14 protein-coding genes are annotated in these 14,749 nt (G+C 68.5%); 9 read left to right on the forward strand and 5 right to left on the reverse strand.

Annotated elements, in window-relative coordinates:
* Positions 1-82 precede the first annotated feature (82 nt).
* Both GCU53_RS17485 and GCU53_RS17490 read left to right on the forward strand, forming a co-directional pair.
* Positions 83-886 carry a DUF4892 domain-containing protein gene (locus GCU53_RS17485; RefSeq protein WP_152388725.1) on the forward strand — a complete coding sequence of 268 codons (804 nt, stop codon included), beginning with the start codon at positions 83-85 and terminating at the stop codon, positions 884-886.
* 113 nt (positions 887-999) lie between these two features.
* Positions 1,000-2,097, forward strand: coding sequence for an AI-2E family transporter (locus GCU53_RS17490; protein ID WP_152388726.1), 1,098 nt, complete (start codon positions 1,000-1,002; stop codon positions 2,095-2,097).
* A gap of 58 nt (positions 2,098-2,155) precedes the next feature.
* On the opposite strand, the gene GCU53_RS17495 is transcribed toward GCU53_RS17490, so the two are convergent.
* Positions 2,156-3,142, reverse strand: a complete 987-nt coding sequence (locus GCU53_RS17495; protein ID WP_152388727.1) for a patatin-like phospholipase family protein — start codon at positions 3,140-3,142, stop codon at positions 2,156-2,158.
* A 112-nt stretch (positions 3,143-3,254) separates the two neighbouring features.
* Here GCU53_RS17495 and selD point away from each other — a divergent pair, with 112 nt between their 5' ends.
* Together selD and mnmH are read left to right on the forward strand one after the other, a co-directional pair.
* Positions 3,255-4,292 carry a selenide, water dikinase SelD gene (gene selD / locus GCU53_RS17500; RefSeq protein WP_152388728.1) on the forward strand — a complete coding sequence of 346 codons (1,038 nt, stop codon included), beginning with the start codon at positions 3,255-3,257 and terminating at the stop codon, positions 4,290-4,292.
* Positions 4,292-5,404 (forward strand): tRNA 2-selenouridine(34) synthase MnmH, encoded by a 1,113-nt coding sequence (gene mnmH / locus GCU53_RS17505; RefSeq protein WP_152388729.1) that lies wholly within the window; start codon positions 4,292-4,294, stop codon positions 5,402-5,404. The genes selD and mnmH overlap by 1 nt, the downstream gene beginning before the upstream one ends.
* A gap of 7 nt (positions 5,405-5,411) precedes the next feature.
* Here the strand turns inward: mnmH and GCU53_RS17510 are convergent, their stop codons facing one another.
* Positions 5,412-6,590 carry a glycosyltransferase family 4 protein gene (locus tag GCU53_RS17510; protein WP_152388730.1) on the reverse strand — a complete coding sequence of 393 codons (1,179 nt, stop codon included), beginning with the start codon at positions 6,588-6,590 and terminating at the stop codon, positions 5,412-5,414.
* A 268-nt stretch (positions 6,591-6,858) separates the two neighbouring features.
* Between GCU53_RS17510 and GCU53_RS17515 the strand changes: the two genes are divergently transcribed.
* The 4 genes from GCU53_RS17515 to GCU53_RS17530 all read left to right on the forward strand — a co-directional run bounded on the left by GCU53_RS17515 (position 6,859) and on the right by GCU53_RS17530 (position 11,116).
* The gene (locus GCU53_RS17515) at positions 6,859-7,152 is read left to right on the forward strand and encodes a hypothetical protein (RefSeq protein ID WP_152388731.1); all 294 of its coding nucleotides are present in this window, start codon (positions 6,859-6,861) and stop codon (positions 7,150-7,152) included.
* A 255-nt stretch (positions 7,153-7,407) separates the two neighbouring features.
* Positions 7,408-7,920, forward strand: a complete 513-nt coding sequence (locus tag GCU53_RS17520) for a (2Fe-2S)-binding protein (protein ID WP_152388732.1) — start codon at positions 7,408-7,410, stop codon at positions 7,918-7,920.
* Positions 7,917-8,903, forward strand: coding sequence for an FAD binding domain-containing protein (locus GCU53_RS17525; RefSeq protein ID WP_152388733.1), 987 nt, complete (start codon positions 7,917-7,919; stop codon positions 8,901-8,903). Before GCU53_RS17520 ends, GCU53_RS17525 begins: the two co-directional genes overlap by 4 nt.
* Positions 8,900-11,116 (forward strand): xanthine dehydrogenase family protein molybdopterin-binding subunit, encoded by a 2,217-nt coding sequence (locus tag GCU53_RS17530; RefSeq protein ID WP_152388734.1) that lies wholly within the window; start codon positions 8,900-8,902, stop codon positions 11,114-11,116. Before GCU53_RS17525 ends, GCU53_RS17530 begins: the two co-directional genes overlap by 4 nt.
* Before the next feature lie 94 nt (positions 11,117-11,210).
* On the opposite strand, the gene cysZ is transcribed toward GCU53_RS17530, so the two are convergent.
* Positions 11,211-11,963, reverse strand: a complete 753-nt coding sequence (gene cysZ, locus GCU53_RS17535) for a sulfate transporter CysZ (RefSeq protein WP_152388735.1) — start codon at positions 11,961-11,963, stop codon at positions 11,211-11,213.
* Positions 11,964-12,583: 620 nt separating this feature from the next.
* Here cysZ and GCU53_RS17545 point away from each other — a divergent pair.
* Entirely contained in the window at positions 12,584-13,978 is a 1,395-nt protein-coding gene (locus GCU53_RS17545) for a cytochrome c peroxidase (RefSeq protein WP_152388737.1), read from the forward strand.
* Between the two features lie 48 nt (positions 13,979-14,026).
* On the opposite strand, the gene GCU53_RS17550 is transcribed toward GCU53_RS17545, so the two are convergent.
* Both GCU53_RS17550 and GCU53_RS17555 read right to left on the reverse strand, forming a co-directional pair.
* Positions 14,027-14,368 carry a HopJ type III effector protein gene (locus GCU53_RS17550; protein ID WP_152388738.1) on the reverse strand — a complete coding sequence of 114 codons (342 nt, stop codon included), beginning with the start codon at positions 14,366-14,368 and terminating at the stop codon, positions 14,027-14,029.
* Positions 14,365-14,658 (reverse strand): DUF1244 domain-containing protein, encoded by a 294-nt coding sequence (locus GCU53_RS17555; RefSeq protein ID WP_152388739.1) that lies wholly within the window; start codon positions 14,656-14,658, stop codon positions 14,365-14,367. The genes GCU53_RS17550 and GCU53_RS17555 overlap by 4 nt, the downstream gene beginning before the upstream one ends.
* Between the last annotated feature and the right edge of the window lie 91 nt (positions 14,659-14,749).

The raw sequence follows: 14,749 nt of genomic DNA on the forward strand, positions 1-14,749 counted from the left end.
GGAGACGGCATGGCGGCAGCCATGCGCGCCGTTCTGCCATGCCTCCCTCCGTTCCGTTCGAGTCGAGTCTTCAAGGAGCCGGATGCGCTTGACCACCTTCTGCTGCCTGGCCCTGGTCGGCAGCTCCCTGCTAGCTGCCGACCTGCCGGACAGTCACGACCTCGAGGTACTGCCACACTCTGCCAACGCCGAGATCGTCGAGGCTTTCCAGGGCGATGCGGAGCGCCGCTATCCCCTGGGCGGCATCCGGCGAATCAGCGGACGCCTGCGCTACGAGCGCGAAGTCCTGGCCGAGGGCCGGCTGTCGGCGACGACCTACCGGCTGCCGGTCGGGCACCTTGCCGCGGAGGCCTTCGCCCAGGCTCGCGAGTCCCTGCTCGGGCAGGGGGCCGAGCTGCTCTACTGGTGCGACGGGCGCGACTGCGGCTCCAGCAGCCTGTGGGCCAATACGGTATTCGGCAACGCCCGCCTGTACGGCCCGGACGAGCGCCAGGCCTATGCGCTGCTGCGCCTGGCCGCCCCAAACCGGGACAGCCTGCTGGCGCTGTACGCCATCACCCGCGGCAACCGTCGGGACTACCTGCACGTCGAGCGGCTCGATGCCGCCGCCGCGCTCGGCGAGCTGCTGCCGACCCCGGCCACCCTGCTGCGCCAACTGCGCACCGACGGCCAGCTGCTGCTGCCGGCGCTGAGCGGCGAGCCGGACGAGGCCTGGGTCGACGTGCTGGCCCGCAGCCTGATGCTCGACAGCACCCTGCGGGTCGCCCTGGCCGGGACACAGGCGTCCGCCTGGCGCGCCGCGCTGATCGAGCGGGGCGTGCGGGCCGCGCGTCTGGAGCTGGACGAGGCCTCCGTCGACGGGCTGCGCCTGAGTCGCCTGCAGTGAGTCGGGCGGGCAGCTTCCTGGCCGGTGTTCGGTGCCTTTGCTGCCATCTGCCGGCGTCATACTGCCGATACTGTCGGTCCCTGGCGGCCTTTGCGATGGAGTTGTGAGTGCGAATGTCCAGTAACGATCGTCTGCTGGTCCTGCTGCTGCTGCTGGCACTGCTCGGCGCCAGCCTGTGGGTGCTGTTGCCGTTCGCCTCGGCGCTCTTCTGGGCCGCCGTGCTGGCGTTCGCCAGCTGGCCCTTGATGCGCCTGCTGACCGCCCGGCTGAACGGCCGGGCCGCCGTGGCCGCAGGCCTGCTGACTGCCGGCTGGATGATCCTGGTGGCCGTGCCGCTGCTGCTGTTCGGCTTCAACCTGGCCGACTACATCCGCGAGCTCACCGTGCTGATCAACACGTTTCGCCTCGAGGGCTTGCCGCCTCCACCGCAGTGGCTGGTCGATCTGCCGCTGGCCGGCGACGAGCTGGCCGACATGTGGCGTGCCCTCGACCAGCAGCGGATGGCCATGTTCACCACCCTCAAGCCCTACCTGGGGCAGGTCGGCAACTGGCTGCTGGCACGCAGTGCGAGGATCGCCGGCGGCATGCTGGAGCTGGTGCTGAGCCTGGTGCTGGTGTTCTTCTTCTATCGCGACGGGCCGCGCCTCGAGCGCTTCGTGCAGAGCCTGCTGGAGCGGCTGATCGGCGAGCGCGCCGAACATTATCTGGAACTGGTCGCCGCCACCGTGCAGCGGGTGGTCAACGGCGTGATCGGCACCGCCGCGGCCCAGGGCTGCCTGGCGCTGATCGGCCTCTGGATCGCCGGCGTGCCGGGGGCGCTGCTGCTCGGCATTCTCACCTTCGCCCTCAGCCTGATTCCCATGGGCCCGCCGCTGGTCTGGATACCGGCCACCGCCTGGCTGTTCTGGCAGGGCGACTACGGCTACGGGATCTTCCTCGGCATCTGGGGCACCTTCGTGATCAGCGGCGTGGACAACGTGCTCAAGCCCTACCTGATCAGCCGCGGCGGCGACCTGCCGCTGGTGGTGGTGCTGCTCGGCGTGTTCGGCGGGATCTATGCCTTCGGCTTCATGGGCCTGTTCCTCGGCCCGACGCTGCTGGCAGTGGCCTACAGCCTGCTCAGCGACTGGGTGAGCGGACCCAAGCCCGTGAAGGAGCTGCCGGCGAGCCCGGCGCCGCAGCGGGAGGCCAGGGAGGAGCGGACCTCCTAGCGGCCCGTGCCGCAAGGCCTGGCAGGCGCCGGAGGCGGTCGGTGGGCCGGACAGGCCGCTAGTGCTCGCGCTCGTAGGCGTCCAGGCTGTCGCGGGCGATCTCCCGGCCGAGCCGGATCATCTCCGGAGCCCTGTGGAACTCGAAGAAGCGGCAGGCCTGCTTGGGCACGTTGACCAGGATGTCCGGCGGATAGCCGGCGATCTTGTACTGGGTCAGCGCGTTCTGCATGACCTCGAAGCTCTGGTTGACCAGATCGAGCAGCGTCGCCGGGGCGAGGGAGTCGACCACCTTGGAGCCGCTGGCCGACTTCGGCGGGCTTTCCTCTTCCGCGACCGGCTGCTCGCCCGGTTCGTCGCGCAGGATGGGTACCGGCAGCGGCGCGCCGTCTTCCTCGCGCCGACGAAACGGCAGGCGCGAGCCGAGCGAGTCGAGCACGGCGTCGACCCGTCCCTTGAGCGCCATCGGCCGCTCGCTCGCCGGCAGCCGGTACTGCTTGTGGTTGGGGGCGCCGAGGTTGACCGCGACGATCAGGTCGCAGTGGCTGGACACCACCGGGACGATCGGCAGCGGATTGAGCAGACCGCCGTCGACCAGCATGTGCTGGCCCTTGGTCACCGGGGTGAACAGGCTGGGGATCGCCGCCGAGGCACGCATCGCCTGGTGCAGGCAGCCTTCCTGGAACCACACCTCCTGGTGGGTGGTGAGGTCGGTGGCCACCGCGGTGAAGGGGATCGGCAGGTCCTCGATGTTCACCTCGCCGACGATCTCGCGGATGCGCGCGAAGACCTTGTCGCCGCGGATCACCCCCATGCTGAAGGTGACGTCGAGCAGGCGCAGCAGGCCGAGGTAGTCCAGGCTCTCGATCCATTGGCGATACTCGGCCAGCTTGCCGGCGGCGTGGATGCCGCCGATCACCGCGCCCATGGAGCAGCCGGCGATGCAGCCGATCTCGTAGCCGCGGGTTTCCAGTTCCTCGATCACCCCGATGTGGGCATAGCCCCGTGCGCCGCCCGCACCCAGTACCAAAGCCACCCGTTTGCCCATGGAGTCCCCCGTCCCGCTTGTTCTTGAACCATACGCCGGGCGTGGCGCGGCGCCAAGGTGCGCTTTTGGTACAATTCGCCGCCTGTTCAGTTCCCCCCTCCGAGGACGCCCCGTGAGCGAGCCCATTCGTCTGACCCAGTACAGCCATGGCGCCGGCTGTGGCTGCAAGATTGCCCCCAAGGTGCTGGAAGTGATCCTCGCCGGCAGCGGCGCACAGAACCTCGACCCCAGGCTCTGGGTCGGCAACGCCTCGCGCGACGACGCCGCCGTGTACGCCATCGACGACGACCGTGGCGTGGTGTCCACCACCGACTTCTTCATGCCGATCGTCGACGATCCCTTCGACTTCGGCCGCATCGCCGCGACCAACGCGATCAGCGACATCTATGCCATGGGCGGCGATCCGCTGCTGGCCATCGCCATCCTCGGCTGGCCGATCAACACGCTGCCGCCGGAGGTGGCCCGCGAGGTGATCGCCGGCGGCCGCGCGGTCTGCGATGCCGCGGGCATCCCGCTGGCCGGCGGGCACTCCATCGACACCCCGGAGCCGATCTTCGGCCTGGCGGTGACCGGCATGGTGGAAAAGCGCTTCCTCAAGCGCAACGACACCGCCACCGCCGGCTGCCGCCTGTACCTGACCAAGCCGCTGGGCATCGGTATCCTCACCACCGCCGAGAAGAAGAGCAAGCTGCGTGCCCGGGACGTGGGCCTGGCGCGTGACTGGATGTGCACCCTGAACAAGGCCGGCAGCCGCTTCGGCAAGCTGGCGGGGGTCAGGGCGATGACCGACGTCACCGGCTTCGGCCTGCTCGGTCACCTGGTCGAGATGGCCGACGGCAGTGGGTTGTCGGCGCGCATCGACTTTGCCGCGGTGCCGCGCCTCTCCGACCTGGAGTACTACCTGGAGCAGGGCTGCGCCCCCGGCGGCACCCTGCGCAACTTCGACAGCTTCGGCGCGCGCATCGCACCCTTGCCCGAGCTCTGCAAGCTGATCCTCTGCGATCCGCAGACCAGCGGCGGCCTGCTGGTCGCGGTGAGCCCCGAGGGCGAGGCGGAATTCCTCGCCACCGCCGCCGAGTTGGGGCTGACGCTGGAGCCGATCGGCGAACTGGTCGAGCGACAGAGTCTGGCGGTCGAGGTGCTCTTCTGATGCGCACCGATACCGCCGATTACCGTCAGCTGTTCCTCGATGGCGTCCCCATGATGGACACCCGCGCCCCGGTGGAATTCGCCTGCGGCGCCTTTCCCAACGTGCTCAACCTGCCGCTGATGACCGACAGCGAGCGGCAGAAGGTCGGCACCTGCTACAAGCAGCACGGCCAGCAGGCGGCCATCGAGCTCGGCCACCGGCTGGTATCCGGCAAGACCAGGGCCGAGCGCATCCAGGCCTGGGCGGACTTCGCCCGCGCCCATCCCGCAGGTTACCTGTACTGCTTCCGCGGCGGCCTGCGCTCGCAGATCGTCCAGCAGTGGCTCAGGGACGAGGCCGGCATCGATTACCCGCGGGTGATCGGCGGCTACAAGGCGATGCGCAACTTCCTCCTCGACACCACCCGCCAGGCCACCGAGCAGTGCGCGTTCATCCTGGTCGGCGGCCTCACCGGCACCGGCAAGACCGAGGTGATCGCCGCCCTGGGCAACAGCCTGGACCTCGAGGGCCACGCCAATCACCGCGGCTCCAGCTTCGGCAAGCGGGCCACGCCGCAGCCGGCGCAGATCGACTTCGAGAACCGCCTGGCCATCGACATCCTGAGAAAGCGCGCGGCCGGCATCGGTCGCTTCGTGCTGGAGGACGAGAGCCGCCTGGTCGGCAGCTGCTCGCTGCCGCTGGAGCTCCACCAGGGCATGCAGCGCTACCCGCTGGTTTGGCTGGAGGACAGCTTCGAGGGACGCGTCGAGCGCATCCTGCGCGACTACGTGATCGACCTCTGCGCCGAGTTCGTCGCCGTCGAAGGACCGGAAGCCGGTTTCGCCGCCTTCGCCGCACGCCTCACCCAGAGCCTGGCGAACATCGTCAAAAGGCTCGGTGGCGAGCGCTACCAGCGGCTCTCCGCGATCATGGCGGAAGCGCTCGCCGAGCAGCAGGCCGGGCGCGGCGTGGCGCGGCACCGCGACTGGATCGTCGGGCTGCTGCGCGAGTACTACGACCCCATGTACGCCTACCAGCGCGAGAGCAAGGCCGAGCGCATCGTCTTTTCCGGCGACCAGAGGGCCGTGCTGGCCTATCTGCACGAATGTGCGGCCGGGGCCGTCGACGGCTGAGGCCGCTTCAGCCGATGCTGGGACGGCTGGCGGCGAGTTCGGGAGGCGCCTGCAGGGTACTGCGCAGGTAATCCTCGAACTGCCCGACGATCGCCTCCCAGCCCTGGTGGCTGGCGTGCTGACGAGCGTTCAGGCGTACCCGGCGCAGGTTCTCCTCGTCTTCCAGCAGCCAACCGGCCGCCTCGATGAAGCCCTGCTCGTCGCCTGGCTCGGCCAGCGCGCCGTTGTGCCCGTGGCGGATATGCTGGGCGGCTGCCGCCTGGTCGTAGGCGACCACGCCGAGCCCGGAGGCCAGCGCCTCCAGCACCACGTTGCCGAAGGTTTCCGACAGGCTGGGGAAGAGGAACAGGTCGCCCGAGGCATAATGGGTGGCCAGCGCCTCGCCCAGCTGCATGCCGCAGAAATGAGCCTCCGGCCATTGCTGCTGGAGGCTGGCGCGCAGCGGGCCGTCGCCGACCACCACCAGCTTCAGCCGGCGCTGCGGATGGGCCGCCTGCAGGCTGCGGAAGCTGCTGCCGAGTAGGCCGAGATTCTTCTCCGCGGCCAGCCGGCCGACATGCAGCACGACCAGGTCGTCGTCGCCCGCTCCCCAGGTTGCGCGCAGGTTGGCGGAGCGCCGGGCCGGGTGGAACAGCTGGCTGTCGACGCCGCGGGAGAGCAGCTCCAGCCGCTCGAAGCCACGCCGGGTCAGCTCCATGCGCTGGCTGGCGCTGGGCACCAGGGTCAGCCGGGAGTGGTTGTGGAACCAGCGCAGGTAGCGGATCAGCAGGCGGGTCAGCAGGCCGAAGCCGTAATGTCCGCTGTACTGCTGGAAGTTGGTGTGGAAGCCGCTGACCGCCGGAATCCCCAGGCGCCGCGCGCAGCGCAGGGCGGACAGGCCCAGCGGGCCTTCGGTGGCGATGTAGATCACGTCGGGGCGCTTGCGCTTCCAGCGGTGCAGCAGCTTGCCGGTGGCCGACTGGCCCCACTGCAGTCCCGGATAGCCGGGCAATGGCCAGCCGCGGGTCAGCAGCTGCTGCTCGTCGCTGCGCCGGCCCCGGTCGGCGCTCTGTCGGGGGCGTACCACTTCCACGCGATGGCCGCGGGCGCGCAATCCGGCGCACAGCCGGCCGAGGGTATTGGCGACGCCATTGACCTCGGGGGGGAAGGTTTCGCTGATCAGGGCGATATGCAGGATGGTCGTCATGGCGTCAGTCTCGGAGCCTGACATGTCAGACCGATGACGGAGGGTTGACGTTCCGGTGACGGGCGATGTTCTGCCGCACCCGTCCGCTGGCTCGTCTCGCTGCCATGAACGGCTGCCTGGGGTTACACTAGCGGGCTGCCTGCACTCTCGTTCTAGATCCAGCAAAGGGCACTCGCCATCCATGTCGATCTCTTCCTCTCCCGTGCGCTATCTGGCTTCCGCTCGAACCGCCACGCCGGTTCGCCGTCCCGCAAGCCATGGCCCATGCATGAATGTATTCGAAATCATCCGCTGGGCCAGGGATGAAGGCATCAGCCTCAAGGTGGACGGTGACCGCCTGGAGGCCGACAGCATTCCTCCCTCGCGGCTGATGGCCAAGCTGTTGACCCACAAGGCCCTGATCGTCGAGCTCCTGAAGCCGGCCGGAGAATCTCCCCGGCGCAGGGCCTGGATGGTCTCGGTATCCGGTTACCGGTTCTTCCTGATCGGCCCCCGCATGACCCGCACCCAGGCCCTGGCGCTCGCCCGCTGGCGCTGGGCAGAGGCCGAGATCGTCGATTGAGTCCGGAGGCGGCTCGCTCGGTCGGGCCGCCTCCGCCTCGGCCCCGAAGCGCCAGCCGGGTCTGATCCGGCCCGCGCGGCGGGCATCCTGAACATCCGCCGCAAGGCTTGCATCTCCCCTGTGCCGGCCCCGCCGGGCCATCCGCTGCCGTTTCCCGATCCTCCCGCCCGAGCGACTGAACATTTGTCCGCCGCCGGCAGTCGTACCCCGTAACGCACGAACCCCGTATCTCCATGTCCGACCCGTGAGGCTGCCATGAGCGACAGTTCTGCGAACGCGAGCGGCAGCGCCGCCTGCCCGATCACCCTCGAGCTGAATGGCCAGCCCCACCGGCTCGAGGTTCTGCCCTGGACCACCCTGCTCGACCTGCTGCGCGAGCAGCTCGGCCTGACCGGCACCAAGAAGGGCTGCGACCACGGCCAGTGCGGTGCCTGTACCGTATTGCTCGATGGCCGGCGGATCAACGCCTGCCTGACCCTGGCGGTGATGCACGACGGGGCGAAGCTGACCACCATCGAGGGCCTGGCCGAAGGCGACGAACTGCACCCGATGCAGGCGGCGTTCATCCGGCACGACGCCTTCCAGTGCGGTTACTGCACGCCCGGGCAGATCTGCTCGGCCGTGGGACTGCTCGAGGAAGGGCATGCCCGGACCGCCGCCGACATCCGCGAGCAGATGAGCGGCAATCTCTGCCGCTGCGGCGCCTATCCCCACATCCTCGCCGCCATCGAGGAGGTGCTGGCGGATGGGGGAGGGGAGCAGCCATGAACCCTTTCGACTACGCCCGCCCCGGGGATATCGACGAGGCGATCCGCCTGTCCGGCCCGGATAGCCAGTACATCGCCGGCGGTACCAACCTCCTGGACCTGATGAAGGAGAACCTGGTCCGCCCGGCCCGCCTGATCGACATCACCCGGCTGCCGTTGGGCGGCATCGAGGAAACCGCCGAGGGCGGGCTGCGCATCGGCGCCCTGGTGAGCAATGCCGATCTCGCCTGGCACCCCGAAATCCGCCGGCGCTATCCGCTGCTGTCCCAGGCCATCCTCGCCGGCGCCTCGCCGCAGCTGCGCAACATGGCGACCACCGGGGGCAACCTGCTGCAGCGCACCCGCTGCTACTACTTCTACGACCGCGACACGCCCTGCAACAAGCGCGCGCCGGGCAGCGGCTGTCCGGCACGGGACGGGCTCAACCGCATCCATGCCATCCTCGGCGCCAGCGAGGCCTGCGTGGCGGTCCATCCTTCGGACATGTGCGTTGCCCTCGCCGCGCTCGAGGCCGCGGTGCTGGTCAGGGGGCCGCAGGGCGAGCGCCGCATCGCCTTCGAGGATTTCCATCGTCTGCCGGGCGATGAACCGGAGCGCGACAACACCCTGACCGCGGGCGAGCTGATCACCGCCATCGAGCTGCCGCCGCAGGGCTTTGCCGGGCACAGCGCCTATCTCAAGGTCCGCGACCGGGCTTCCTACGCCTTTGCCCTGGTTTCGGTCGCCGCGGCGCTGGAGCTGGACGGCGACAGCGTGCGGGTGGCCCGCCTGGCCCTCGGCGGCGTGGCGCACAAGCCGTGGCGCAAGGCCGCCGCCGAACAGGCGCTGGTCGGCAGGCGTGCCGACGCACAAGCCTTCGGGGCCGCCGCCGAGGAACTGCTGGCGGGTGCACAGGGCCTTGCCCACAACGCCTTCAAGATCGAACTGGCCCGCCGCGCCATCGTCCGGGCCCTGAGCGACGCCGCCCGAGGAGCCGCCCGATGAACACCCTGCCTTCAGCGTCGAACTCGCCGCTCGGCCAGCCGCTCGACCGGGTCGACGGCCCCCTCAAGGTCACCGGCCGAGCCCGCTATGCCGGCGAATTCCAGGAGCCCGGACTGTTGCATGGCAGCGTGGTCACCAGCCGCATCGCCCGCGGACGTATCCTCGCCATCGACAGCCGCGCCGCCGAAGCGGTGCCCGGCGTACGCCTGGTGCTGACCCACGAGAATCGCCCGCCGGTCGCCGGCTACGACGAGGCCTATGAAGACCAGGACTCGGCAGAGGGGCGAGCCTATCGTCCGTTGTTCAACGAGCGCATTCACTGGAGCGGCCAGCCCGTGGCGCTGGTGGTGGCGGACGATCCGGAGCTGGCCCGCTACGCCGGCAGCCTGCTGCAGATCCGTTACGCCGAAGAGGCGCCCGACACCGACCTCATGGACGGCCTGGAGCGCGCCCATGCCGCGCCCGGCGAGCTGCCGAAGCCGCGTGGCGATGTGGAGGAGGCCTTGCGAGGGGCCGTGCTGCGCCTGGATCTCGACTACCTGTCGCCGGTGGAGCACCACAACCCGCTGGAGCCCCATGCCTCCACCGTGCACTACCTGGCGGACGGTCGCCTGGAGATCCACGACAAGACCCAGGGCGTGCAGAACTGCCAGCAGTACGTCGAGAAGGTGTTCGGCCTGGAGGGGCGAGTCCGCGTGCTCTCGCCCTTCGTCGGCGGGGCCTTCGGCTCGGGGCTGCGCCCGCAGTATCAGCTGCCGCTGGCGGTCATGGCCGCGCTCAGGCTCGGGCGCTCGGTACGGGTGGCGCTCACCCGCCAGCAGATGTTCACCTTCGGCTATCGCCCGCGCACCCTGCAGAGGATCTCCCTCGGCGCCGCGGCGGACGGCCAGCTGCAGGCCCTGACGCACCAGGCGATCGGCCAGACCTCCCGCTTCGAGGACTTCACCGAGCACGTCGTCAAGTGGTCGGGGATGCTCTACCAGTGCCCCAATGTCCGCTTCGACTATCGGCTGGTGCCTTTGGACGTATTCACGCCGCTGGACATGCGCGCGCCCGGCGCCGCGCTGGGGCTGTACGCGCTCGAGTGCGCGATCGACGAGCTGGCCTGCGCGGCGGGCATCGACCCGCTGCAGCTGCGCCTGAAGAACTACGCCGAGCGCGACCAGAACGAGGACAAGCCCTTCTCCAGCAAGGCCCTGCGCGAATGCTACGCGCAGGGTGCCGAGCGCTTCGGCTGGTCGCGCCGGCCGCCGCAGCCGCGCAGCCTGCGCGAAGGCGATCGGCTGGTGGGCTGGGGCATGGCCACCGGCATCTGGGAGGCCCTGCAGATGCCCGCCAGCGCCAAGGCCTGCCTGGAGCCGGACGGCCGGCTGGTGGTCGGCAGCGCCACCGCCGACATCGGTACCGGCACCTACACGGTGATGACCCAGATCGCCGCGGCGGCCATGGGCCTGCCGGTGGGCCGGGTGGAGTTCCGCCTGGGCGATTCCCGCCTGTCCAGGGCGCCGCTGGAGGGTGGCTCGGCCACCGTATCCTCGGTGGGCACCGCGGTGCAGCGCGCTTGCGAGGCGCTGCGCCAGAAGCTCTTGGACGTCGCGCAGCAATCGCCGGCATCGCCTTTCAGCGCTGTCGGCCTCGAGGACGTGGAGTTCGTCGACGGGCGGATGCGCCTGAAAGACGCCCCGCACACCAGCGTCGAGCTTGCGCAGATCGTGCAAGTCAGCGGCGCACTGGAGGCGGAGGCGAGCGCCAGGGCGGACGGCAAGCGCAAGGCCTATGCGCTGGCGACCCACGCGGCGGTGTTCGTCGAGGTGAAGGTGGACGAAGCCCTGGGCACCGTGGAGGTCAGCCGGGTGGTCAGCGCCATCGCCGCCGGGCGCATCGTCAACCCGAAGACCGCGACCAGCCAGATCGTCGGCGGGGTGGTCTGGGGCATCGGCATGGCGCTGCACGAGGAAACCCTGATCGACCACCACCTCGGCCGCTACATGAACCACAACCTGGCCGAGTACCACGTGCCGGTGAATGCCGACATCGGCGACATCGAGGTGATCTTCGTCGAGGAGCGGGACGAGATCGTCAACGACCTGGGCTCCAAGGGCGTCGGCGAGATCGGCATCGTCGGTGTCGCGGCCGCGGTGGCCAACGCCATCCACCATGCCACCGGCAAGCGGGTCCGGGAGCTGCCGATCACGCTGGACAGGCTGCTTTAGGGCTCAACAGCCGGCAGCGGCTGCCGGAGTCGAGCGACGAGCGCCTTGCGTCCCGCTTCGGGCGGGGCGCTCGTCACGGCGTCGTGGCGCCTCGTCAAGCGGCCTTGCCGACCACCGGCACGCCGCCTTCGCGCACCCAGAACAGCGTGGCGCCGGCCACCGCGGCGGGCATCACCAGAAGGTTCAGGCCGGGCACCAGCAGCGCGGCATAGGTGATGCCGCCGAAGCTCAGGCTCTGCCAGCGGCGGGCGCGCAGCCAGGCGAGCATCTCTTCCCAGGACAGCCTGTTGTTGTCGGCCGGGTAGTCGATGTACTGCACGGCCATCATCCACACGCCGAACAGCAGCCAGAGCGGCGGGGCGAGCAGGTTGAGCACGGGAATGAAGGACAGGATCAGCAGAAACAGCGCCCGCGGCAGCAGATAGGACAGCTTGCGCCACTCGCGGCTGAAAGTGCGCGGCGCCAGGGCGGCCAGTTCGCGCCAGTGGAAGGGCGGGAAATGGTCATCGCCGCGCACCACCACCTCCACCTTCTCCGCCAGGAAGCCGTTGAAGGGGGCGGCGATGATCGTCGCCAGCAGGGTGAAGGTGAAGAACACCATCAGCACCACCAGAGCGACGAACAGCGGCCACAGCAGGTAGTCGAGGAAGGCCAGCCACTGCGGCAGGCTGGGCATCAGGGCGTCGACCCAGCGTTCGAACTGGCGTACCGCAAGGGTGATCAGTCCGACGAAGAGCAGCAGGTTGACCGTCAGCGGCAGCAGGACGAAAAGGCGCAGGCCGGGGCTGAGAACCAGTTTCAGGCCTTCGCGCAGATAGTGCGGGCCAGACAGGACGGACGGGGGCATGGGGGGCTCCGGAAGCAGATTCGCGCCGACCTTACCGGCTTTGCCGAACCAGGAAAAGCGCTATCCGGACTCTGATAGAACTTGCCTATGAGGCAGATTGATTTTGAAAATTTCCGTGCGCACGTCACGGCAGGTAATGTGCAACCTAACGATTCGAGACTTGCTCGACAAACAGTTGTCGGGGCCCCCGCTCTCCTTGAAGTCTTCCCCTTGGCTGGCGGCCCCCTTTTATTTCTCTGTTCAGGCCTTGCGGCGGGGGCTTTGCAGCGCACACCGCCCGGGCCGTTTTATTCTCCCCCTCCTGCAACGACGGCCATCAGGGCCGCCGGCTGCGGGGAGGGCGGTACCTCGGTCTTTCTTCTCTTCTTCCCGCGCCTTTCCTTTCTTATCGCCTTTTTTCAGGTCTTTATTTCCTATAGTGCATAAGGCGTCTGGTCCGATATCAAGATAGCTTCCTCTTATGAAGGGTATTGGCTTTAAGCATTTCCTCCGCCAAGGGTGGAAGCGCTAAGGTGCCGCCCATCCGATTTGTGATCCAGCCGATGGCCGGGGCCTCGCGCCTTCTGGCCGGCGTGCCGTCGGCTGTCCGCCGTTTACCCAACCCTTGCAAAGGAAGATCCGTGAAAAAGCTACCCCTTGTCGTCGGCGCTTGCGTCGCCGGCTACCTGGCCACCGTCTTCATCGTCGACCGCTTCGACGCCCGCCTCAGCGACCAGCACCTGGTCAGCGCCCGGCTGGACGGCATGGACAAGCTGACGAGCGAGGCTTTCAAGGTGCTGAACGGCAACGGCTGCCAGTACTGCCACACCAGCAGCAGCGAGCTGCCGTTCTATGCCAGCTTGCCGGTTGCCAAGCAGCTGATGGACAAGGACATCGAAATGGCCCAGCGCCAGTTCAACATCGAGTCGCTGCTGGCCAACGTGCAGCAGGGCAAGGCGGTGTCGGAAGTGGACCTGGCCAAGATCGAGTCGGTGATGCAGGACAACGCCATGCCGCCGAACCTCTACCTGAGCATGCACTGGCGTTCCCGGCTGTCCGACGAGGAGAAGGGCGTGTTGCTCGACTGGGTGAAGGCCGAGCGCCTGAAGCAGAGTCCGGCCGGCGTGGTCGCCGACGCCTACAAGTACGACGCGGTGAAGCCGATCACCAGCACCTTCCCGGTGGACCCGGCCAAGGTCGCGCTGGGCGAGAAGCTCTACCACGATACCCGCCTGTCCGCCGACGATACCGTCTCCTGCGCCAGCTGCCATGCCCTGGACAAGGGCGGGGTGGACCGTCTGGACGTATCGGTCGGGGTCGGCGGTGCCAAGGGCCCGATCAACTCGCCGACGGTGTTCAACTCGGTCTTCAACCTGCACCAGTTCTGGGATGGCCGCGCGGCCGACCTGCAGGAGCAGGCCGGTGGCCCGCCGATGAACCCGCTGGAGATGGCCTCGACCTCCTGGCAGCAGATCGTCGGCAAGCTGACGCAGGACGCCGCGCTGAGCGCCGAGTTCGCCGCCCTCTATCCGGCCGGCATCAGCGCGGACAGCATCACCGACGCCATCGCCGAGTTCGAGAAGACCCTGGTCACGCCGAACAGCCGCTTCGACCTGTTCCTCAAGGGCCGGAGCGACGCGCTGAGCAGCGTCGAGAAGGAGGGCTACGAGCTGTTCAAGACTGCCAAGTGCGCGACCTGCCACGTGGGCGAGGCGATGGGTGGCCAGTCCTTCGAGCTGATGGGGGTGAAGAAGGATTACTTTGCCGACCGCGGCAACGTCAGCGAGGTGGACCACGGCCGTTACAACGTGACCAGGGATCCGAAGGACATGTACCGCTTCAAGGTGCCGACCCTGCGCAACGTCGCGCTGACCGCACCCTATTTCCACGACGCCAGCGCCAGAACCCTGGAAGAGGCGGTCGACAAGATGGCCGAGTACCAGGTCGGCGTGAAGCTGTCGGAGGACGAGGTCGGCAAGATCGTCGCCTTCCTCAACACCCTCAACGGCGAATACCAGGGCAAGACCCTGCAGTAACCCGGCGGTTTCCGGGGGCGTTCGCCCCCGGCTCTCATCCGGCCCGGCTCAGCCCCTGCGGCCGAGCGGCTGGCTTTCGAAGCGCACGCCGGCCAGGCCGGTCCGCATGAGCGCGCGGATGTTGCCGTGGTCGCTGCCTTCGGGATCGGCCAGCACGGCGCGGTAGTGCTCGCCGAAGGCCAGCAGGGCCTCCTCGTCGCCGAAGCCCTCCAGCAGCGCCAGGCCCAGGGTCTTGCAGGAGCCTTCGTTCTGGCCCGCGGCGTTCTCCACCGGCCCGTTGGCGAAGGCACTCGGCCGGTAGTCGTAGTGCCCGGCGATGAAGGCCAGGGTGTCGGCGAAGACGTGTTCCCCGCTGCGCAGGCGGGCACGGAAATCGTTCAGGTCGGTCATTTCCTGCTGCTCTTCTCGAAGGCCGCCAACTGCTCGGGGCTGGCCTCTTTCTGGTATTTGCTCTTCCACTCTTCGTACGGCATGCCGTAGATCTCCTCGCGCGCCTGTTCGACGCTGAGTTCGATGGAGAGGTCGTCGGCGGCGGCCTTCAGCCATTTCCACATGCAGTTGCGACAGAAGCCGGCAAGGTTCATCAGGTCGATGTTCTGCACGTCCGGCCGGCTGCGCAGGTGCTGGACCAGGCGGCGGAAGGCGGCGGCTTCGAGTTCGATGCGTTGTTCTTCGGTCATCGTGGTTCCCCGGCTGACGGTCGTCGGTAGAGGTAGAAAGTAGACGGTCGGCGAGACGGCCGCCGAGCGCGATCATACTGGGCACCGGCGG

It is taken from the genome of Azotobacter salinestris, assembly GCF_009363155.1.
In the GTDB taxonomy this organism is placed as follows: Bacteria; Pseudomonadota; Gammaproteobacteria; order Pseudomonadales; family Pseudomonadaceae; genus Azotobacter; species Azotobacter salinestris.